The sequence below is a fragment of the Streptococcus parauberis NCFD 2020 genome, from assembly GCF_000187935.1.
GTDB lineage: Bacteria > Bacillota > Bacilli > Lactobacillales > Streptococcaceae > Streptococcus > Streptococcus parauberis.
The window spans coordinates 1,992,575-2,012,637 of the sequence record NZ_AEUT02000001.1 but is presented as its reverse complement, the minus strand read 5'-3'; the positions used below and the strand labels follow the sequence as shown (position 1 = coordinate 2,012,637).

Here is a 20,063-nt window from a genome sequence, read left to right as displayed (position 1 = left end):
ACCTTTTCTTAAATAAATGCTGAAATTCCTGTGTAATGTCTTCCAATAATTAATGAATTAACTTCGTGAGTTCCTTCATATGTATACATACCTTCGATATCAGCGAAGAATCTTGGAATATCATATTTCAACAAGATACCATTTCCACCACCAACTTCACGAGCCAAGGCTGCTGTTTCACGGGCACGGAAACCGTTATGCAGTTTAGCCATAGATGATGCTTCTTCACGGTAAATACCTTGTTCTTGTTGTTCAGCTAGACGAACAGCGATAGCCAAAGTTGCTTGAGCGTTCATGGCCATACGTGCTAATTTTTCTTGAATAAGTTGGAAGCTTGCAATAGGTTTACCAAACTGTAAACGTTCACGTGTGTAAGCTAGAGCTGCTTCGAAAGCTCCCGCAGTCGCGCCAGCCAATAACCATGCAACATCCGAACGTGTATTACGTAAAATACTTGCACAATCTTTCCAAGAATTCACATTTTGTGCACGTTGTGATTCATGAACACGAACATCTTTGTAAATAATTTCTGCATTAGGCATTGATCTAAAGAATGCTTTTTCAGGTGTTACAAATGTTTCTACCCCTTCAGATTCACGCTCTACGTAGAACAATTTAACTTGATTATCATCAACGTCGCGTGCAAAGAATGCATGCCATTTTGCAAGAGTTCCTGCACCAATCCATTTCTTATGACCATTTAGAATCCAATAGTCGCCATCACGTTTTGCAGTCGCAGCCATTCCCCCTGCAATATCCGAACCATGTTCTGGTTCAGTCATAGCGAGTACGCCTAAGCCTTCCCAAGAATAAACACCTGGCATTAATTTATCAATTTGTTCTTGACTTCCACCTACTCGGACACATTCATGGAAAAGTCCACCATTTGCAGTATAGAAAGTTCCTAATACTGGGTCAGTTTTTGCAAGAGTGTAAGCACGGAATCCTCTAAATAATTCGGAGATACGACCATCTTCGCGTCCTTCTAGTAAACGTGGGTCATCCATTAAATGTAAATCAATAACTTTTTTGAATTGCTCTAATGGGAAAGTTGCATTATGCCAATTTTCAGCAAGAACTGGTTTTAAATCATTTTTTAAAACTTCTTCCAATTCTTTTAAGACTTCTTTTTCCCCTGCAGTTAATCCATCTGCAAAATTATATAAATCAGAAAAATACATTTCACCTTCATTAAATAATTTATCTGCTCTTGATTCTTTAACCATTATGTATAGCCTCCGTTAGGTTTGATTTTTTTATGTATTATTTATTTTTTATCGTAGTCGTAGAAACCTTTACCAGATTTTTTACCATTACGACCAGCACGAATCATGTTTTTCAATAATGTTGGTGGAGTCCAACGGTTATCCCCAAATTCTTTTTCAAAGTAATTCATTACATGGTAACCAATATCAACACCTGCATAGTCTTGTAGTTCAAATGCTCCCATTGGATGATTCAAACCATAACGCATTGCTTTATCAATATCTTCTTTTGAAGCAATTCCTTCTTCAAGAACTTTAATCGCTTCAATAAATTGAGGAATCATGATACGATTTACAATAAATCCTGGAACGTCTTTTTTAACAATAACAACTTCTTTACGAATGCTTTCAGCAAGTTCTTTAACGATAGCGATTGTTTCATCACTTGTTTCTAATCCATAAATGATTTCACATAATTTCATTACTTGGGCTGGATTGAAGAAATGCATTCCTGCAAAACGTGATGGATTTTTTAAAGCACTTGCAATTTCAGTAATAGATAAAGAAGAAGTATTTGTTGATAAGATAACATCTTCACGAACAATGCCTTCTAATTCTTTAAATACTGATTGTTTGATATCCATACGTTCAATAACGGCTTCAACTACGAAATCCACATCTTTAAAATCTTTTAAATCTGTAGTTGTTGTAATACGTGCAATTGTTTCGTCCATTTCTTCTTGACTTAATTTTCCACGTTTAACACTACCTTCCATAAATTTTGTGATGCGTTGCATACCAGTGTCGATGAAACGTTGTTCAACGTCACGAAGGATAACGCGATATCCATTTTGTGCAAAAAGATTGGCGATTCCGCCACCCATAGCTCCTGCTCCAACTACACCGACAGTTTTAATGTTAGTCATTTGATTTCTCCTTTGATGATTATTAATCTTTATGTGTCCATTATACAAATTTAAGTAAACGTTTTCATCGCCATAAATAAGGAAAGAAAATAAAATTTTCCAACATTATGTAGGACAACAAAAAAAAGACCCAGTCCTAGTGAGTCTTTCCTATTAAAAATTTTCGGCAATAACTTCTTTTACCTCGTCAACTGTTAAAACTTTACCATATGAAACAACATCTTCATCTAAAACCAAAGCCGGTGTTTGCATCACGCCATAGGCAGCAATCTCTGAAAAATCTTTTACATACTTGATGTTGACGAGTTTATTCATTTCTTTACAAGCTTGTTTTACATTTTCCTCTAAAGTTATACACTTCTTGCATCCTGATCCCAAGACTTTAAAGGTATGGTCAGATCCCTCAAGAATGTTATCTTGTGATACTTTACCACATTTGCAGTTTCCACATTGACAAGTCTTTTCTTCTTTATTTCCAAATAATCCCATTTTTTCTCCTTTATACTATAAATGTTTGTAACATATTAAATAAATATCCAATTACAATAATGCCGACAGTGCATATTCCAATAAATAATCCGAATAATTTCGGTTTGACTGCTTTTTTCAACATAATCATGGAAGGTAGGCTCAAAGTCGTAACTGCCATCATAAATGCTAAAACCGTTCCTAGTTGGGCTCCTTTTGCTAAAAGTGCTTCCGCTACGGGGATTGCACCAAAGATATCACCATAGATTGGTACCCCAATCAAAGTGGCTACTATCACACCCATAGGATTTTTAGTACCTAGAATACTTGTAATCAAACTTTGAGGAATCCAATTATGAATGATTGCACCAATCCCTACACCGATTAGAATATATGGAAAGACCTTTTTGAAGGTATCTACAACTTGCCTCTTTGCAAAAGCTATCCGGTCTGCCACCCTTAACTCTTCACCTTCCAAAGCAATAGGTTTGGCACTCTTGATAAAATCTTCAATATAAGCTTCCATCCTCAATTTCTCAATCAGACTACCACCTAAAATTGCAAGAACTAATCCAAGTATGACATAAACTAGAGCTACTTTAAGCCCAAAAATACTAGTCAAAAGTACTAAACTTCCCAAATCAACCATCGGAGATGATATTAAAAAAGAGAAAGTAACCCCAATAGGAAGACCTGCACTTGTAAATCCCATAAATAATGGAATTGAAGAACATGAACAAAATGGTGTTACTGTACCTAGTAAGGCTGCAACTATATTGGCCCATATACCATCAAATCGACCTAGTATTTTCTTACTTCTTTCAGGTGGAAAAAATGACTGAATATAGGAAATGAAGAATATCAAAAAGCAAAGCAAAAAAGTAATCTTCAAAACATCATAAATAAAAAAATGAAGACTAGCTCCTATCCTATTACCAATATCAACTCCAACAGATTTCAGTAGTTGTCCTATAAAATCATTTAGCCACTTCATCCCCAGTACTTGATTTTGGATAAATAGGCCAATTCCGTTCATATTATACTCCTTTACACTGATAGCTTGACAGTTTATTTACAGAATGAAAATATTTATCAATCTTACTTTGTAATTGCTCATTAGCATTATCATTTAACTGATAATGTTTCCATTTTCCAACCTGTTCACTTTTTACAAGTTTAGCCTGACAAAGAATTCTCATATGATATGACAAGGCTGTCTGGGGAATTCCAAGATTATCAGATAAATCACAAGCACAAGATTTTCCTTTTTTTAGGTAGTCAAGGATCCTTAATCGATTTGAATCTGCTAAAGCTTTAAATACTACTAAATCACTTGAAATATCAAGCATCCTAGTCTCCTCATATCAAAATATTTTTATATGTTTAGGATACACCTTTGTGCACTTTTTAGCAATTAGAAAAACAAAAAATAAAATATATAAAATTTTTATATATTAGTGTTGACAAACCGAATTTTTAATCTTATACTTAATATGTAAAATATTTATATATAAAATTTATACACATTATTAATCAGGAGGCTCCTATGTATTTTCCTACATCAGCAACCTTGATTGAGTATTTGATTATAGCTATTGTTAATAAGGAAGATTCTTATGGTTATGAAATTAGTCAAACCATTAAATTAATAGCAAATATTAAAGAATCTACACTTTATCCTATCTTGAAAAAATTGGAGAAAGAAAACTACCTGACAACCTATAGTCAAGAGCATCAAGGCAGAAAACGTAAATACTATGCCATCACAACAGAAGGCAAAGAACAATTTAACTATCTAAACCAGGAATGGCAAACCTATACAGAAAATATCACAGCTATTATACAGGGGAGATTAAGACATGACAAAGACTGAGTATCTCAATCAACTAAGTAAATACCTCAAAAAGCTTCCACAAAGTGATTACGAAGAAACTATGGAGTATTACACTGAATATTTTGAAGAAGCCAATCCAGAGAATGAAACTCAAATAATTGAGGAACTTGGCTCACCTAAGGAAGCAGCTAGCGAAATATTATCAAAGTTACTTGATGAAAAAATTTACCAAAGTAGTAAAACTCCAAAATCAACAGTGACTATCATTTGGATAACAATATTAGCACTATTAGCAGCACCTCTTGCCTTACCAATTGCTATATCTATCTTGGCTTTAATATTTGCTGCTATTATCTTAGTTGCAGCACTCATCTTTACCTTGATTGCATTAGGATTAACTTTCCTTATCAATGGAGGATACATGATTATGGATAGCTTTTCATATCTGTCTACCTCTTTATCAAGCACATTGTTAAGCTTTGGAATTGGCCTAGCCTTGGTAGGAGGATCTTTTCTTTCTATTATGTTAGGTTTTGATGCAGTAAGGGAAGTTATTCAAGCTAGCGCACGCGTAATTAACTGGTTGATTAAGAGAGGTAGAAGATGATGAAAACTTGGAAAAAAGTAGTATATGGTTCTTCACTTGTATGTCTTATTTCAGGAATAGCATTAGGTACATATGGCTATCAAACTGGGGGGATGGATCATGTTGCACAATCAAAAATTGAAAAAAGCAATATAAAAGAAAAATTTAAAACATTGGATAGTGTCAACCAGATTGACATCACAGCAAATGTTTCTAGTGTGAAAATTGTAGAGACTAATGAAAAGAAACCGAGTGTTCTATATTATTCTGATAAAAAGGTCCCAGTTGAAGTTACCAATACTGATGGCACTTTATTAGTTAAAGAAACATCTAAATTAAAACATTTCAAAGGAAAATTTAACTTCATCAACTTGAGAGATATTGCTAACTTTACAGGAGAGTTTACAATTGGGATGGACAGTCCTTATCACATTACCGTAAAAATTCCCAAAGATACAAAATTAAAATCATTAAAAACAAAAATTGCATTAGGCGAACTTTACCTGAAAAATATAAGAAGTCAAGTAAATAGTCTCAGTTTAAATGTTGGTGAATTAACTCTTACTAATTGTATACTTACAAATGGTGATGTTGATCTTAAAGTAGGAGATGTCAATGTAAATGACTGTCAACTAACAGACTTAAACTTTACACAACAAACTGGTGGCGCTTCAATTTCCGATTCCCAATTGGATAATACCACCTATAAACTCCAAATGGGCGATTTTGATGGTAGTGCATTAACTTATCTCAATAAAAATAGTCTAAAATCTCAAACCGGAGATATTTTCATTGCATTAGACAAACTTGATTTGACTGTAAATCTAACCAATACAGTCGGTGATACAAGTATAACCCCTAGCTTGAAAGATAGTTCAATTAACAAACTTGATATTAAAGCACAAGTAGGGGATGTTGAAGTCCAATAAAAAACAAGGAATAATTTCCTTGTTTTTTACAATATTAGTAAACTAATTAATGCTAGTATTGCAAATCCACCCTGTTTAACGAGTATCTTATAGTCTACAGTGATAGCACCATAAATAGCTGCTAGAATAACATTTATCAAAAATAGTGCAACAATTTCACCACTATGAGCAAAAAACAAACCATATAAAATAAATGCTCCTATGATGCCATTGTAGATTCCCTGGTTCATAAAAAGTGAAACTACTGTTTCATTAGCAATTTCTTTCTCAGATAAATTAAAAACTCTTTGTGTAGCTTTTGACTGCGTAGCAAACGTTTCGATATACATAATATATAATTGCTCAACAGCAGCAAGACTTGCTAAAATAATTGTTATAGTTGACACTATATTTCCTCTTCCTAAATTATCTTTACCATTTCAATAAAATTAAGAAAAAAGAAAAGACAATAGATATGGTAAAATATATTATACTAGGAAGTTAAAAGATAGCAAGTAAATTGCATTAAAAAGACAACTAACCACAGTATTAACAAGTTTAAAGGAGATTCCCTTGTCAAATAGAAAAGAAAATACAAAAAAAGCACTACTTGATGCGATGGTTGAATTACTCTCAAAAGAAAGTTTCGATGACATTACTACTAAACGACTTGCTGAAACTGCTGGTATAAGTCGATCAAGTTTTTATACACATTATAAAGACAAATATGAAATGATTGATTCCTATCAACAAATGCTTAGTCATAAATTGGAGTTTGTTTTTGAGAAAGACTATGGTAATAGAGAGCAGATATTCCTTGAAATATTTAAATTTTTAGCGAGAGAAAAGTTATTATCTGCACTAGTATCTGCAAATGGAACTAGGGAGTTGCAAAGTTTTATCATTAATCGTGTAAGATTGCTAATAAAAACCGATTTACAAGAAAAGATTACCAACCATAATATGACCGAACAAGAAAAGGATTATCAAAGTATATATCTGGCTTATGCATTCTTTGGAACCTGTCAAGCATGGGTTGCAAAAGGAAAAAAAGAAAGTCCGGAAGAAATGACACAATTTGTATTAAAAATGTTATCTATAACTGATTAAAAGGTTGACAGTTTACAATTCTGTCAACCTTTTTAGATTTCTTTATACATCGTAGCAGATAATTCAAGTAAGTCCCCTAAACAGTCATTGTGTTGACCAATCAAATCGAATAATTGATTTTCATCTAAAACATCAAGTCGATTGTTCTCGGTTGTTTCTTTGTAAAGAGATTGCCATTCGACACTATCATAAAAAGTACGCAACTCTCTATAATCTTCATATACTGCCTGTAAACCTTCGATACTCTTCATCAATTTTTCAATTTTTTTTACTATGTTTATGTTTTTTTTATAAATCATTCATTTCTGATTTATTATATAGTTTCATCCAGAACTCCTTTACAACCTTAGATAGAAGGTATTGTTTACAGTCTTGTCAATCAAAATAGACTTCCCAATTAATATTATTTTTAGTTTTGAAGCATAATTCAATTTGTTTAAAAGTATTTTTTTCCGTAGCTAATTTTGGTAACTGATTTATAGTAAAATATTCAGATTCAGTCGTTTCACTATTAGATGTAAATTTACCGCCAAGAACTTGACTCTCCACAAAGACTTTTGTAACTCCATATGGGTATAAAGGTTGGTTATGTTTAGCACGATCCATTATAGCGATAATTCTATCAGCTTGGACATCCATCTAGTCCTGCTTCTTCTTTAACTTCCTTAATTGTACTTTCCATAATGGATAAATCTACATCTACCCAGCCACCTTACAAAGACCAAGTTCCATTATTTTCTTTAACCAGAAGAATTTTATCCCCTTCAAAAATAACTGCTCGTGTATCAAGCTTTGGAGTTTGGTAGCCAATCTCATTACAGAATAAATCGGAAACTTTTTCAGGTGATAAATCGGTTTGATTTACAATCATATCTCTTGCTATATCTCTAATAGCTTGATAGCGTTCCAAATCAAATTCTTCCTTACTATAATATAAGCCCGCTTGTGCGATACTCTGTAATGAAATGGCCCAATCTACCCATCTATTTTTTTCCTCAGTCATATACTTCACTCCAAGAGAAATTATCCGATACTGTCAACTTGACAGCAAAAAAACTAATTTAATGGCATTAATAGGTTTACAGTTTACAAATTGACATAAGACTCTTAATTAATTATACGTAAAAATTACCATCTGAATCGGCTGGTTGCAAAATAGCCATTATTCCCTCAATAAACCCAATAATACCAGGTATTGCTGTCCAGCAGAAGATTAAGTATAATATTCCAGTTGATGTTTTTCCAGCATAAAATTTGTGAAGCCCAAATTCTCCTAAAAATAAGGCTAATAAGACATAAATAACTTTATTTACTTTTCTCATAGTAATCTCCTTTAGTTTGTTATATTAGTTCTTCAATTGACCTTATTATACAACAAAACAATCAAATTTCCTTAAATAAAAATTCCACAAAAATTAGTGGAATTTTTATTTTTATAGTTTATTTTTCAAATCTTCCACAGGTTCTTTTTCTTTACCAAGTTCTTTTTCAATTAGACCTTCGACTTCTAATTTTTTATCACCAAGAACTTTACCAGCTGCTTCTTTAGCTTCCCCTTTGACTTCTCCAAACTTAGCTTGTTTTTTATCTTCAGTCATACAAAATCCTCCTTTTTCTATATATTAACACCATATTTAGGAGTAGACAAATATTAAACACAATTTATAGAGGCTTTTTTTTATTTTTAAAAAGCTGATATTGTATTATATAAAACAAAAAAAGCCTATTAAATAGACTTTTAAAGTGTTTAATGTAAGAATTAAAGAATTTTGTTGTAGAATTCAACGACAAGTGCTTCATTGATTTCTGGATTGATTTCATCACGTTCTGGAAGGCGAGTTAATGAGCCTTCAAGTTTTTCAGTATCGAATGAAACGAATGCTGGACGTCCAAGAGTAGCTTCAACAGCTTCAAGGATAGCAGGTACTTTCATTGATTTTTCGCGAACAGAGATCACTTGACCTGGATCAACGCGATATGAAGGAATATCAACACGTTTACCGTCAACAAGGATATGACCATGGTTAACGAATTGACGTGCTTGTCGACGAGTAGTTGCTAAACCTAAACGGTAAACAACATTATCAAGACGACGTTCTAAAAGAACCATAAAGTTGAAACCTAGAGTTCCTTCTTTAATTTTTATTGCCTGAACGAATAAGTTACGGAATTGTTTTTCACCTAAACCGTATGAGAAACGTAATTTTTGTTTCTCAGCAAGTTGCAAACCATATTCAGAAAGTTTGCTACGGTTGTTAGGACCGTGTTGACCAGGTACGTAGTTACGACGTGCCAATTCTTTACCTGTGCCTGTAAGTGACAAGCCAAGGCGACGTGATTGTTTCCATGATGGACCAGTATAACGTGACATATTTAATGTCCTCCTCTAAATTTTTGAGGAAATAACTGTTTAAAAAATCCTGATTCGTGCAGGGGGTTTTCGCCTAAACAGCAAAGGTTACTTGATTAGATAACCACCTGTTGACGAGCTTCATATTTTTCTGCTGTTATTTCGCACAAAGAATATTATAACATAGTATTTTTACTTTGTAAATGTAATATTTGATTAAACGATAAAAGTAAGCTGTGTTTACTTTTATCGTTTAATCAAAATAGCGGATTAATGTTTTTTCAGTTAATATATCTGAATATGTATAAGATTCTACATATGAATTACTAATTGCTCCTGGTTGATCCGCCCTGTCATTGTATTGGATGATAAATAATGAAGGATAAACTTCGATTAGACGACCAATCTTAGTTTTTTCACGTTTTCTACCATTTTCTAGAGTCAATTCAACTAATTGACCTTCATGAGATTTAATATCTTGTTTAATTTTCTTCATTTTTGCTACGTCTGCAAATGCATCACTCATTATTTATACTCTCCTATTTATCCTTCATCAAATTGTGCAATTGTTGAGAATTTATTATATTCTTTTTGAAACATTAATTTAACTGTTCCACGGGCACCCGACCGGTTTTTTTCTAAAATTACTTCAATTGTATTATCTTCTACAGCATCCTCTGGATCTTCACCTTCTTTACGGTAGTAATCATCCCTATATAAGAAAGCAACAATATCAGCATCCTGTTCAATTGATCCTGATTCGCGAATATCTGAAAGAACTGGTCTTTTATCCTGACGTTGTTCAACACCACGTGAAAGCTGACTGAGGGCTATCACAGGCACCTTCAACTCTTTCGCTAAAATTTTTAATTGTCTTGAAATATCTGAAACTTCCTGTTGTCGATTTTCAGGCTTTGTACCAGTTATCAATTGGAGATAGTCAATTACAATCAAACCAAGTCCATCAACTTCTTGAGCTAATTTTCTTGAGCGTGATCGGATTTCGGTAATTTTTATACCAGGTGTATCATCAATATAAATTGGGGCTTCTGCCAAAGCACCTTGAGCAATGGTCACATTATTCCAATCTTGTTCGGTTAATTGACCAGTTCTTAAACTATGAGAATCAACCATTCCTTCAGCTGCTAACATCCGGTCAACTAAACTTTCAGCTCCCATTTCTAAAGAGAAAACAGCTACTGGTTTCTTTTGTTTAGTTCCAACATTCTGAGCTATATTTAAAACAAAAGCAGTTTTACCAACAGCTGGTCTGGCTGCAAGAATAATTAACTGATCAGGGTGTAAACCTGTTGTAATTTTATCAAGATCTCTAAATCCTGTCGGTAAACCAGTTACATCACTTGTTTGTTTTGAACGAACTTCTAGATTTTCATAGTTAACTTTTAGAACATCTGAGATTTTTCTGAAACCACTACGATTACTATGTTCATTAATCTCAATCAAAGATCGTTCTGCACCAGCTAAGATATCCTCGGAATCATTTGCACCTTCATATGCTAAGTTGACAGACTCTGTCAACCTAGAAATGATATTTCGAAGCATAGCTTTTTCGCCAACAATCTTAGCGTAATACTCAGCATTGGCACTAGTTGGCACACTGTTGACAAGTTCGACAATGTAAGATAAACCACCGATGTTTTGTAAGTCACCTTGGTCATCTAATATAGTTCGAACAGTTGTTGCATCAATTGCATCATTTCGGTCACTGAGGGTAATCATTGCCCGAAAAATAATTTTGTGAGAATACTTATAAAAATCATCTGGGCCAATAAATTCTCTGACCGTGATCAGTTTATCAGGGGAAATAAAGATTGACCCTAGAACAGATTGTTCGGCAAGTAAATCTTGGGGTTGAACGCGTAGTTCTGGAACTTCAGGCAAGTTTAACACCTCCTTTATCATTTAATATATACGATTAGGCTTGATCAATTTTTAATTTTATTTCAGCAGTGACTTCTTTGTGTAATTTTACAGGAACCTCAATTAACCCAATTGCTCTAATTGGGTGATCAAGAACAATATGTCTTTTATCAACTGTAATTCCAAATTGTTTCTTCAATTCTTCTGAGATTTTCTTAGCAGTAATTGATCCAAAAGTACGACCGTCTGGTCCAACTTTTTCTGTAAATAAAACACGAGTTTTTTCTTCGTCTAATACTTTTTTTGTTGCTTTAGCATCAGCTAAGATTTCTGCCTGCGCTTTTTCTTCAGCTTTTTGTTTACCTTTTAATTCACCAATTGTTTGAGTCGTTGCTTCTTTAGCTAGATTTTTTTTCAATAGGAAGTTTTGAGCATAACCAGTTGGTACTTCTTTAACCTCGCCTTTTTTTCCTTTTCCTTTAACATCTTGTAAAAAAATTACACGCATTTATTCTACCTCACTTGTTTCTTTCATTGTATTTTCGATTGTTTCAATTAACATTTCTTTTACATCAAGTAAACTATCATTGTCAATTTGACATGCAGCTAAATTAAAGTGTCCACCACCGCCAAGTTTTTCCATAATACGTTGAACATTGATTTTACTTCTACTTCTTGCTGAAATAATCACTTTATTTTGTTTTGTTTTGACAATAGCAAAGCTAGCTTCCACGCCTGCCATCAATAACATGGTATCTGCAGCTTTACTAGCAATGACATTTGTGTAAAGTGAATTGTCAAGTCCAGTTGCTACCATGATAGTATCATGTAGACGATTTGCTCGCAAAATAATTTCATTAATTTGACGATACTCATCAAAGTCAGTAGCTGAAATTTGTTGAATTTCAACACTGTCACTACCTTTATTGCGCAAATAACTTGCCACATCAAAGGTACGACTAGTAACCCGAGTTGAGAAATTTTTTGTATCTAACATGATACCAGCCATCAAGATACTTGCTTGAATTTTACTCAAACGTTTCTTAGAATTTTGGAACTGAATTAATTCTGTTACTAACTCGGCAGCGCTACTTGCTCCACTTTCAATAAAAGTTAAGATAGCATTTTCTGGGAAATCATCATCACGTCTGTGATGGTCGACGATTATAACATCCTTAAACATTTTGTAAAACTCTTCTGATAATGTTAAAGAAATTTTTGAGTGATCAACTAAAACTAAAATCGATTTAGAAGTTACTAATCTCATTGCATGATGAACACTAATTAAACGAGTTTTCCCATCTGCTTGTAATCGCTCAATGGCACGTTCAATATCTGGTCCTAGTTCATCTGGGTCATAGACAACATAAGAATTTTCAATAATATTTGAAGCAAAGAACTGCATACCAACAGCTGAACCTAAAGCATCCATATCTAACTTCTTATGTCCCATAATAAAGATATTATCAACAACTTTTATTCTATCTGAAATAGCGGTCATCATGGCACGTGTTCTTGTCCGTGATCGTTTTACTGTTGATACCGAACCTCCACCGAAGTATACGGGATTTTTATTCTCATCGTTTTCACGAATTACAACTTGGTCACCACCTCGTACTAAAGCAATATTAAGGTTTTCAAGAGCAACTTGTCCAATTTCATTATGATTTTTTAAACCATATGAAATCCCCATACTTAAAGTTAAGCGCAATTGTTTTTCTTGAGCTTGAGTTCTGAATCCTTCTAAAAAGGCAAACTTATCATCCATCAAATCTTTCAGAGTGTGAAAATCGGTAAAGAAATAATAACGATCCATATTAACTCGTCTATAGAAGATATGCTTAGATTCCATGAAATCAGCAATGAAATTGGCTACAAAACTATTAATAGCTGATACATCTGCGTCTGTTAAATTATCTGTAATGTCATCATAATTATCAATTGAGATAATCCCAACCACTGGTCGCAACATGCTTGAATCAACAGTTTGGCGATTGCCTACGTAAACATCAAAAAAGTAAAATATTCCATTGGCTTCATCAATATAAGAAGAATAACGATTCCCCGATATTTCGAAAGTTTGTGAAATGTTACCTTCAAGCTTTTCATCAATTATATTTTCAATAATATGATTATCGAAATTGCCATTTTCATCTGTAAATATTAATTCCGAATAAGGATTATACCAAAGGATTGCTTTAGTTTCTTGGTCGTATTGAATAACCCCAACAGGCATTTTATCTAACAAAGTTTTAAGATTATTTTCTGTTTGTTCATTCAAAATTTCTATGTGATCAAAATCTGACAATTCATAAACTTGTTTTTGATACCAAAGTAAGGCAACAATAAATAAGAGTACCAGAAAAATAGCTACTAAAATTAGTACCTTTGATTCCATTATTCTTACACAAAGGGCGAGTAAGCCAAATAATATTAATCCCATCATAATTAAATGAATGGTTTCAAAACGAAATCTTTTCATCTTTTAACCTCTTAAGCAATTATTATACCACAAAACAGCCCTGAAAAACAGAGCTGCATTGTCCTATTGAGGTTACATTTTCATGACCTTTTAGATTTTTCTTCTAGCTTTGCCATTTCCCTCAATGTAGACCATTAAGATTGAAATATCAGCTGGATTGACACCAGAAATTCGACTGGCTTGACCAATTGTTTCTGGATTAATTTTTTTGAATTTTTGACGAGCTTCTGTTGCAATTGAATCAATAGCATCCCAATCAATATTTTTAGGAATTCGTTTTTCTTCCATGCGTTTCATCTTAGCAACTTGATCCAAGGCCTTATTGATATATCCCTCGTATTTAATTTCCGTTTCTAACATATCAATGATTTTTGGATTTAAATTTTCTGCAGCAGGACCGACGAAAGAAACAGCTGTTTGATATGAAATTTCAGGCCTTCTCATGAACTCTTTAGCCGTCATTGCATCAGTCAAAGGTTTAAACCCTAAAGCCTGAACTTTTTCGTTTGTTTCCTTGATAGGTTTCAGCTTAATACTATCTAAACGTTTTAATTCATTTTCAAATTGATTTTTTTTAATTTGGAAATTATCCCAACGAATATCATCAACTAAACCGATTTCGCGTCCAATCTCTGTTAAACGCATATCTGCATTATCGTGACGTAAAATTAAACGATACTCTGCTCTCGAAGTTAACAAGCGATAAGGCTCTAATGTCCCTTTAGTCACTAAATCATCAATCATCACACCGATATAGGCGTCACTTCTCTTCAAAATTAGCTCTGGTTTTCCTTGTACTTTTAAGGCTGCATTAATCCCAGCGACTATTCCTTGTCCAGCAGCTTCTTCATAACCAGAAGTTCCGTTTGTTTGACCTGCGGTAAATAACCCTGAGATAAGCTTAGTCTCAAGTGTTGCCCTTAATTGATGTGGTAAAACAATATCATATTCGATGGCATAGCCTGTCCGCATCATTTCTGCATTTTCCAAGCCTTTGATTGAATGAATTAAATCCTTCTGAACATCCTCTGGTAAACTCGTTGACAAACCTTGAACATAAACTTCTTCAGTATCTCTACCTTCGGGTTCTAGGAATAATTGATGTCTTTCTTTATCAGCAAAGCGCACAATTTTATCCTCAATCGATGGACAATATCTTGGTCCAACGCCTTTGACAATACCTGAAAACATTGGTGCCCTGTAGAGATTTTTATTGATAATATCATGACTGGTACTGTTTGTATATGTCAACCAACATGGAATTTGATCCTGTAAATAATCTTCATCTTTACTTAGGAAAGAAAAATGGTTTGGAGCTTGATCACCGGGTTGAATTTCTGTTTGATCATAATCAATCGAAGAAGCCTTAACACGAGGTGGTGTTCCAGTTTTAAAACGACCAATTTCAAGTCCTAATTTTTTTAAATTATCTGCTAAGGTAACGGAAGCTAAACTGTTATTTGGTCCAGATGAATATTTTAATTCACCTAGAATGATTTCTCCGCGAAGAGCTGTACCAGTTGTAACAACTACAGACTTAGCAGAAAATTTTTGTTTTGTGGCAGTTAAAACACCTACAACTTGACCATCCTCGACAAGAATATCATCAATAATAGCTTGACGGAGTGTTAAATTTTCTTGTTTTTCTACAGTATGTTTCATCTCACGAGAATACAAGTTCTTATCTGCTTGAGCTCTTAAGGCACGAACAGCTGGTCCTTTACCTGTATTCAACATTTTCATCTGGATGTATGTTTTATCAATGTTTTTGGCCATTTCTCCGCCTAAAGCATCAATTTCCCTTACCACTATCCCCTTAGCTGATCCACCAATTGATGGATTACAAGGCATAAATGCTAACATATCCAAACTAATTGTCGCAAGTAATGTGTTACACCCCATACGACTAGCCGCCAAAGCTGCTTCAACACCAGCATGACCGGCCCCAATGACAATTACATCATAGACCTCAGTAAATTCATGTTTCATCTTATATTTCCCTTTTCCTATTTAATTTCTTTATTAATTATATGCTTAAACTGTCTATCCCAAATAGGAAGCTCCTGCTTCAAAAACTCGGGAAATAAATTAATATTCTTTCATGCATCAAAAGTTACCCATTTACATTGTCGTACTTCACCTGATTCATTCATTTGTAATGAGGGTTCTTCAGTAGTATTTACAATATAATGAAATTCAATATTATGCCATTTTTGCCAATTTATACTAAAATGTTTTCCACAATGAATGCTAACTGCAGATTAAAGACATCGATTCCAATTTCTTCCCTTGTTTCACGTGAAACAGTCTCAATAGATGTTTCACCAAATAGCAAAGCCCCACCAATAGTATAGAAATTTTCGTCTTGCACAACTAAAACTATTTCTCAATCCCTAACGAGTAATACAGAACTTCTAACTTCCATTGCATAATTAGAATTCACAGTCCGAAAATCTGGTGTCATATTAATCCCCTAAGATAGAAAAAAGTCAAAACCCGAGGAAAGTGTACGTCAAAAAGACCTACAATCTCCATGAGCTTTGACCATCATGATATTGTTAAATTAATTCTATCAAAAATATTATGCTTGTCAATATCAATTGTACTGACTCGTGTCAACTATAGTAAAGATGTTGTAAACAAAATTGACAATATCTTTACTGAATCAGCCTATTAAGGCCATATATTCAATGAGATGTCAATTAAATATATTGACAAGGTTGACCGTTTTTGAAAGCCATATCGATAATCCCACCACCAAGACATTCTTGTCCATCATAGAAGACTACGGCTTGACCAGGAGTAATTGCTCTTTGTTCCTCGTCAAAAATTACTTCTGCTTTATCACCTTTTACATGTACTGTAACTTTCGAATCTGGTTGACGATAGCGAAACTTAGCTGTACATTCCATTGTAAATTCTTCTGGCATTTCCTTTGTAAAATGAATAGTTGATGCATCAAGGCTTGTTGACATTAATGATTCATGATAAAATCCTTGACCAACATATAGAATGTTTTGTGATAAATCTTTACCAACTACAAACCAAGGTTGGTTATCTCCACCATGTTGACCACCAATACCAAGTCCACCACGTTGGCCAATTGTATAGTACATTAAACCTGCATGTTCACCCATATCACGCCCATCAACTGTTAACATGCGTCCTTTTTGAGCCGGTAAATATTGACTTAGAAATTGTTTAAAGTTTTTTTCACCAATAAAACATATTCCTGTAGAATCTTTTTTCTTTGCTGTTGCCAAGCCTGCTTTTTCAGCAATCGCTCTCACTTCAGGCTTTTGCAAATGTCCGAGCGGAAAAAGTGTTTTTTGTAATTGCTTTTGAGATAATTGACTTAAAAAGTAAGTTTGGTCCTTACCATTATCAACTCCACGTAACATATGGACTGTGCCATATTGATCACGTTCAATCTGAGCATAGTGTCCTGTTGCTACATAATCTGCTCCTAAAGTCATAGCATAATCTAGAAAGGCTTTAAACTTAATTTCTTTATTACACATGACATCTGGGTTTGGGGTGCGTCCTGCCTTGTATTCAGCAAGAAAGTACTCAAAAACACGATCCCAATATTCTTTTTCAAAGTTTACAGAATAGTAAGGAATTCCAATTTGATCAGCTACAGCTGCTACATCCTTGTAGTCCTCAGTTGCAGTACATACACCAAGTTCATCGGTATCATCCCAGTTTTTCATGAAAACACCGATGACATCATAACCTTGCTCTTTTAAAAGCAACGCTGTTACGGAGGAGTCAACTCCTCCACTCATTCCAACCACAACGCGTGTGTTTGAATTGTCCATAATTAATTTCTCCCATCTTTTTGTTAAACGTACAATTTGAAGGTCGTCGTTTTATCAAAAGTCGATTTGAAGGTCGATTTTGAAATGCATTTTTAATGCTCACCTATTATAACAATTTCTCTATAAATTGCCAATAAATTCAATGTGACGATAAATTTTTATCATTGCAATAATTTTTTATCTTTTTTTACTGACATTTGACATTTTTCTGTTATAATAAACTTATATTATAAAAATTGGAGTTGCATATGAAAACACAAAAATTTCAATCTGTGTTCGATATTATCGGACCTGTGATGATTGGTCCATCTAGTAGTCATACGGCAGGAGCTGTTAGAATTGGAAGAGTGGTCCATTCCATTTTTGGGATAATCCCTGATGAAGTGACTTTCCATCTCTATAATTCATTTGCAAAAACTTATCAAGGTCACGGGACAGATAAGGCTCTTGTTGCAGGAATTATGGGCATGGATACAGATAATCCAGATATTAAAAATTCTCTTGAAATTGCTCATCAAAAAGGAATTAAAATCTATTGGGATATTTTGAAAGACAGTAACGCTCCACATCCTAATACTGTAAAAATTTCTGTAAAGAAAGATGACAAAGAGATGAGTATCACTGGTATTTCTATTGGTGGTGGAAATATTCAAGTTACTGAACTTAATGGTTTCTCAGTTTCGCTATCAATGAATACACCAACAATTATTATCGTCCATCAAGATATTCCGGGTATGATTGCACATGTAACTGATATTCTTTCAGACTTTGATATTAATATTGCGCAAATGAATGTAACACGTGAAGCCGCTGGTGAAAAAGCAATCATGATTATTGAAGTTGATTCACGCGACTGTCAAGCAGCAATTCAACTTATTGAAAAAATTCCACATTTACACAATGTCAACTTCTTTGACTAGAAAGAGAATTTATGTTTTATACTATAGAAGAGTTAGTACAACAAGCTGAAGAACAACACTATGGAAATGTAGCAGAATTAATGATTGCTACTGAAATTGAAATGACTGGCCGTTCGCGTGAAGATATTGTTAGTATCATGGAACGTAATTTACAGGTCATGAGAGAGTCTGTTGTCAATGGATTGACGCCATCAAAATCTATTAGTGGATTGACCGGTGGGGATGCACTCCGAATGGATAACTATATTCAAGCGGGGAAAACTATTGGTGATACAACAGTCTTAACTGCTGTTCGAAATGCTATGGCTGTAAACGAGCTTAATGCTAAAATGGGATTAGTTTGTGCAACACCAACCGCAGGAAGTGCTGGCTGCTTACCTGCTGTATTGGCGACAGCCATAGATAAATTAAATCTCAATAAAGAGCAACAACTAAATTTCCTATTTACTGCTGGTGCATTCGGTCTGGTTATTGGTAATAATGCCTCCATTTCAGGAGCTGAGGGTGGTTGTCAAGCAGAAGTAGGTTCAGCCTCAGCAATGAGTGCGGCTGCACTAGTTAAAGCTGCTGGTGGAACAGCCTATCAAGCAAGTCAAGCTATTGCTTTTGTTATCAAAAATATGTTAGGATTAATATGTGATCCTGTTGCAGGTCTAGTCGAAGTACCATGTGTAAAACGCAATGCTCTTGGCGCAAGTTTTGCTATTGTAGCTGCAGATATGGCTCTGGCTGGCATTGAGTCTCAAATTCCAGTTGATGAAGTTGTAGATGCAATGTATCAAGTTGGCTCTGCTTTACCTACTGCTTTTAAAGAAACAGCAGAAGGTGGCTTAGCTGCAACACCAACAGGTCAAAAGTATATGAAACAAATTTTTGGAGAATAAACTCCAAAAATTTTTGGAGGAAAGATGACAGCTATATTATTTGATCTAGACGGAACATTGGTAGATTCAAGTCAAGGAATTGTAAATGCCTTTACACATACTTTTACAACCTTAAATATCACACCACCAGACATTACTACACTGTCAACCTATATCGGTCCACCATTAGAAACAACATTTTTAGACTATTTTCAAGAAGCTAGTGAAGTAGAAGAAGCTATTAATCATTTTAGAGCTTATTATAAAACGAATGGTGTTTATCAAGTTCACCTTTACAAGGGTATCAAAGATTTATTAAATGAACTGATTAATTTAAATTATGATTTGTATGTTACAACTAGTAAACACCAACCCATGGCAGAAGTTATGTTAAAAGAATTAGACATCTATTCTTCTTTTAAAGTAGTTTATGGTTCTGAGAAAAACCGTTTCCTAAAAGTAGATGTTATCAAGGCCTGTTTAAAAGAAAATAATATTTCCTTAGATCAAGCTATCATTATCGGAGATACAAAGTTTGATATGATAGGTGGTAAAGGTGCGGGTATAGATACTCTAGGTGTTACTTGGGGTTTTGGTAGCAAAGAAGACTTACTATTAAATGGTGCTAACTTAATTGCTGATACACCCAAAGAAATAATTAAGCTATTATCAAAATAAAGACAAAAAAGAAAAGAGCTAATAAAAGCTC

General features: G+C 34.0%; 24 protein-coding genes and 1 pseudogene. 7 read left to right on the top strand and 18 right to left on the bottom strand.

All coding sequences use genetic code 11. The features are described from left to right. Window positions 1-8: 8 nt before the first annotated feature. From SPB_RS10190 to SPB_RS10170, 5 genes are all read right to left on the bottom strand, one after another. On the bottom strand, window positions 9-1,226 hold the full coding sequence (locus SPB_RS10190; protein ID WP_003104225.1) for an acyl-CoA dehydrogenase family protein: 1,218 nt from the start codon (window positions 1,224-1,226) through the stop codon (window positions 9-11). A 41-nt stretch (window positions 1,227-1,267) separates the two neighbouring features. After that, entirely contained in the window at window positions 1,268-2,131 is an 864-nt protein-coding gene (locus SPB_RS10185) for a 3-hydroxyacyl-CoA dehydrogenase family protein (RefSeq protein ID WP_003103360.1), read from the bottom strand. A 153-nt stretch (window positions 2,132-2,284) separates the two neighbouring features. Continuing rightward, window positions 2,285-2,620 (bottom strand): thioredoxin family protein, encoded by a 336-nt coding sequence (locus tag SPB_RS10180; protein ID WP_003105427.1) that lies wholly within the window; start codon window positions 2,618-2,620, stop codon window positions 2,285-2,287. Between the two features lie 10 nt (window positions 2,621-2,630). Next, window positions 2,631-3,635 (bottom strand): permease, encoded by a 1,005-nt coding sequence (locus tag SPB_RS10175; protein ID WP_003104528.1) that lies wholly within the window; start codon window positions 3,633-3,635, stop codon window positions 2,631-2,633. Between the two features lies 1 nt (window position 3,636). Then, a complete protein-coding gene (locus SPB_RS10170; RefSeq protein ID WP_003103705.1) occupies window positions 3,637-3,948 on the bottom strand; it encodes an ArsR/SmtB family transcription factor in 312 nt (103 codons plus the stop codon). Between the two features lie 197 nt (window positions 3,949-4,145). Between SPB_RS10170 and SPB_RS10165 the strand changes: the two genes are divergently transcribed. The 3 genes from SPB_RS10165 to SPB_RS10155 are packed head-to-tail and all read left to right on the top strand — an operon-like array spanning window position 4,146 to window position 5,948. Beyond that, complete coding sequence (locus tag SPB_RS10165; RefSeq protein ID WP_003104268.1) at window positions 4,146-4,472, top strand: PadR family transcriptional regulator; 327 nt, start codon at window positions 4,146-4,148, stop codon at window positions 4,470-4,472. Beyond that, entirely contained in the window at window positions 4,459-5,040 is a 582-nt protein-coding gene (locus tag SPB_RS10160; protein ID WP_003103158.1) for a DUF1700 domain-containing protein, read from the top strand. Before SPB_RS10165 ends, SPB_RS10160 begins: the two co-directional genes overlap by 14 nt. Next, the gene (locus tag SPB_RS10155; RefSeq protein ID WP_003102484.1) at window positions 5,037-5,948 is read left to right on the top strand and encodes a DUF4097 family beta strand repeat-containing protein; all 912 of its coding nucleotides are present in this window, start codon (window positions 5,037-5,039) and stop codon (window positions 5,946-5,948) included. Before SPB_RS10160 ends, SPB_RS10155 begins: the two co-directional genes overlap by 4 nt. A 26-nt stretch (window positions 5,949-5,974) precedes the next feature. Here the strand turns inward: SPB_RS10155 and SPB_RS10150 are convergent, their stop codons facing one another. Continuing rightward, on the bottom strand, window positions 5,975-6,334 hold the full coding sequence (locus SPB_RS10150) for a DUF1304 domain-containing protein (protein WP_003105391.1): 360 nt from the start codon (window positions 6,332-6,334) through the stop codon (window positions 5,975-5,977). Window positions 6,335-6,500: 166 nt separating this feature from the next. On the opposite strand from SPB_RS10150, the gene SPB_RS10145 reads away from it, so the two are divergent. After that, entirely contained in the window at window positions 6,501-7,037 is a 537-nt protein-coding gene (locus SPB_RS10145) for a TetR/AcrR family transcriptional regulator (protein WP_003104678.1), read from the top strand. Window positions 7,038-7,069: 32 nt separating this feature from the next. Here SPB_RS10145 and SPB_RS10140 read toward each other — a convergent pair whose 3' ends face one another. From SPB_RS10140 to mnmA, 12 genes and pseudogenes are all read right to left on the bottom strand, one after another. Further along, window positions 7,070-7,336, bottom strand: coding sequence for a DUF4298 domain-containing protein (locus tag SPB_RS10140; RefSeq protein ID WP_003103499.1), 267 nt, complete (start codon window positions 7,334-7,336; stop codon window positions 7,070-7,072). Between the two features lie 76 nt (window positions 7,337-7,412). Next, window positions 7,413-8,040, bottom strand: a pseudogene (locus tag SPB_RS11150) (NUDIX hydrolase N-terminal domain-containing protein). Window positions 8,041-8,152: 112 nt separating this feature from the next. After that, window positions 8,153-8,359: a TM2 domain-containing protein gene (locus tag SPB_RS10125; protein WP_003104918.1), complete on the bottom strand. Its 207-nt coding sequence runs from the start codon at window positions 8,357-8,359 to the stop codon at window positions 8,153-8,155. Window positions 8,360-8,470: 111 nt separating this feature from the next. Further along, on the bottom strand, window positions 8,471-8,635 hold the full coding sequence (locus SPB_RS10120) for a CsbD family protein (protein ID WP_003104062.1): 165 nt from the start codon (window positions 8,633-8,635) through the stop codon (window positions 8,471-8,473). Between the two features lie 161 nt (window positions 8,636-8,796). Next, window positions 8,797-9,408, bottom strand: coding sequence for a 30S ribosomal protein S4 (gene rpsD, locus SPB_RS10115; RefSeq protein WP_003105882.1), 612 nt, complete (start codon window positions 9,406-9,408; stop codon window positions 8,797-8,799). 232 nt (window positions 9,409-9,640) lie between these two features. Next, window positions 9,641-9,913 (bottom strand): Veg family protein, encoded by a 273-nt coding sequence (locus SPB_RS10110; RefSeq protein WP_003104380.1) that lies wholly within the window; start codon window positions 9,911-9,913, stop codon window positions 9,641-9,643. Between the two features lie 17 nt (window positions 9,914-9,930). Then, window positions 9,931-11,289 (bottom strand): replicative DNA helicase, encoded by a 1,359-nt coding sequence (gene dnaB, locus SPB_RS10105; RefSeq protein WP_003103546.1) that lies wholly within the window; start codon window positions 11,287-11,289, stop codon window positions 9,931-9,933. A gap of 34 nt (window positions 11,290-11,323) precedes the next feature. Then, on the bottom strand, window positions 11,324-11,776 hold the full coding sequence (gene rplI / locus SPB_RS10100) for a 50S ribosomal protein L9 (RefSeq protein WP_003102592.1): 453 nt from the start codon (window positions 11,774-11,776) through the stop codon (window positions 11,324-11,326). Continuing rightward, a complete protein-coding gene (locus SPB_RS10095) occupies window positions 11,777-13,750 on the bottom strand; it encodes a DHH family phosphoesterase (protein WP_003105670.1) in 1,974 nt (657 codons plus the stop codon). Window positions 13,751-13,840: 90 nt separating this feature from the next. Continuing rightward, on the bottom strand, window positions 13,841-15,739 hold the full coding sequence (gene mnmG / locus SPB_RS10090; protein WP_003105852.1) for a tRNA uridine-5-carboxymethylaminomethyl(34) synthesis enzyme MnmG: 1,899 nt from the start codon (window positions 15,737-15,739) through the stop codon (window positions 13,841-13,843). Between the two features lie 232 nt (window positions 15,740-15,971). Continuing rightward, on the bottom strand, window positions 15,972-16,121 hold the full coding sequence (locus SPB_RS11400) for an NUDIX hydrolase (protein ID WP_003104968.1): 150 nt from the start codon (window positions 16,119-16,121) through the stop codon (window positions 15,972-15,974). A 331-nt stretch (window positions 16,122-16,452) separates the two neighbouring features. Continuing rightward, a complete protein-coding gene (gene mnmA, locus SPB_RS10080; protein ID WP_257865982.1) occupies window positions 16,453-17,607 on the bottom strand; it encodes a tRNA 2-thiouridine(34) synthase MnmA in 1,155 nt (384 codons plus the stop codon). 212 nt (window positions 17,608-17,819) lie between these two features. On the opposite strand from mnmA, the gene sdaAB reads away from it, so the two are divergent. Genes sdaAB through SPB_RS10065 form a run of 3 tightly spaced genes read left to right on the top strand, consistent with a single transcriptional unit; the run spans window position 17,820 to window position 20,032 of the window. Beyond that, entirely contained in the window at window positions 17,820-18,491 is a 672-nt protein-coding gene (gene sdaAB, locus SPB_RS10075) for an L-serine ammonia-lyase, iron-sulfur-dependent subunit beta (RefSeq protein WP_003105469.1), read from the top strand. Window positions 18,492-18,502: 11 nt separating this feature from the next. Then, window positions 18,503-19,375, top strand: coding sequence for an L-serine ammonia-lyase, iron-sulfur-dependent, subunit alpha (sdaAA, locus tag SPB_RS10070; protein WP_003105129.1), 873 nt, complete (start codon window positions 18,503-18,505; stop codon window positions 19,373-19,375). A 24-nt stretch (window positions 19,376-19,399) separates the two neighbouring features. Then, complete coding sequence (locus tag SPB_RS10065) at window positions 19,400-20,032, top strand: HAD hydrolase-like protein (protein ID WP_003104487.1); 633 nt, start codon at window positions 19,400-19,402, stop codon at window positions 20,030-20,032. Window positions 20,033-20,063: the final 31 nt, after the last annotated feature.

Excerpts from the sequence above, each read along its gene's own strand:
- SPB_RS10165 (WP_003104268.1), top strand. The coding sequence starts at position 4,146 with ATGTATTTTCCTACATCAGCAACCTTGATTGAGTATTTGATTATAGCT.
- SPB_RS10190 (WP_003104225.1), bottom strand. The coding sequence starts at position 1,226 with ATGGTTAAAGAATCAAGAGCAGATAAATTATTTAATGAAGGTGAAATG.
- SPB_RS10140 (WP_003103499.1), bottom strand. The coding sequence starts at position 7,336 with ATGATTTATAAAAAAAACATAAACATAGTAAAAAAAATTGAAAAATTG.
- SPB_RS10160 (WP_003103158.1), top strand. The coding sequence starts at position 4,459 with ATGACAAAGACTGAGTATCTCAATCAACTAAGTAAATACCTCAAAAAG.
- rplI (WP_003102592.1), bottom strand. The coding sequence starts at position 11,776 with ATGCGTGTAATTTTTTTACAAGATGTTAAAGGAAAAGGAAAAAAAGGC.
- mnmG (WP_003105852.1), bottom strand. The coding sequence starts at position 15,739 with ATGAAACATGAATTTACTGAGGTCTATGATGTAATTGTCATTGGGGCC.
- SPB_RS10065 (WP_003104487.1), top strand. The coding sequence starts at position 19,400 with ATGACAGCTATATTATTTGATCTAGACGGAACATTGGTAGATTCAAGT.
- rpsD (WP_003105882.1), bottom strand. The coding sequence starts at position 9,408 with ATGTCACGTTATACTGGTCCATCATGGAAACAATCACGTCGCCTTGGC.
- SPB_RS10175 (WP_003104528.1), bottom strand. The coding sequence starts at position 3,635 with ATGAACGGAATTGGCCTATTTATCCAAAATCAAGTACTGGGGATGAAG.
- SPB_RS10180 (WP_003105427.1), bottom strand. The coding sequence starts at position 2,620 with ATGGGATTATTTGGAAATAAAGAAGAAAAGACTTGTCAATGTGGAAAC.
- SPB_RS10155 (WP_003102484.1), top strand. The coding sequence starts at position 5,037 with ATGATGAAAACTTGGAAAAAAGTAGTATATGGTTCTTCACTTGTATGT.
- SPB_RS10095 (WP_003105670.1), bottom strand. The coding sequence starts at position 13,750 with ATGAAAAGATTTCGTTTTGAAACCATTCATTTAATTATGATGGGATTA.
- sdaAB (WP_003105469.1), top strand. The coding sequence starts at position 17,820 with ATGAAAACACAAAAATTTCAATCTGTGTTCGATATTATCGGACCTGTG.
- sdaAA (WP_003105129.1), top strand. The coding sequence starts at position 18,503 with ATGTTTTATACTATAGAAGAGTTAGTACAACAAGCTGAAGAACAACAC.
- SPB_RS10170 (WP_003103705.1), bottom strand. The coding sequence starts at position 3,948 with ATGCTTGATATTTCAAGTGATTTAGTAGTATTTAAAGCTTTAGCAGAT.
- SPB_RS10120 (WP_003104062.1), bottom strand. The coding sequence starts at position 8,635 with ATGACTGAAGATAAAAAACAAGCTAAGTTTGGAGAAGTCAAAGGGGAA.
- SPB_RS10125 (WP_003104918.1), bottom strand. The coding sequence starts at position 8,359 with ATGAGAAAAGTAAATAAAGTTATTTATGTCTTATTAGCCTTATTTTTA.
- SPB_RS10185 (WP_003103360.1), bottom strand. The coding sequence starts at position 2,131 with ATGACTAACATTAAAACTGTCGGTGTAGTTGGAGCAGGAGCTATGGGT.
- SPB_RS10110 (WP_003104380.1), bottom strand. The coding sequence starts at position 9,913 with ATGAGTGATGCATTTGCAGACGTAGCAAAAATGAAGAAAATTAAACAA.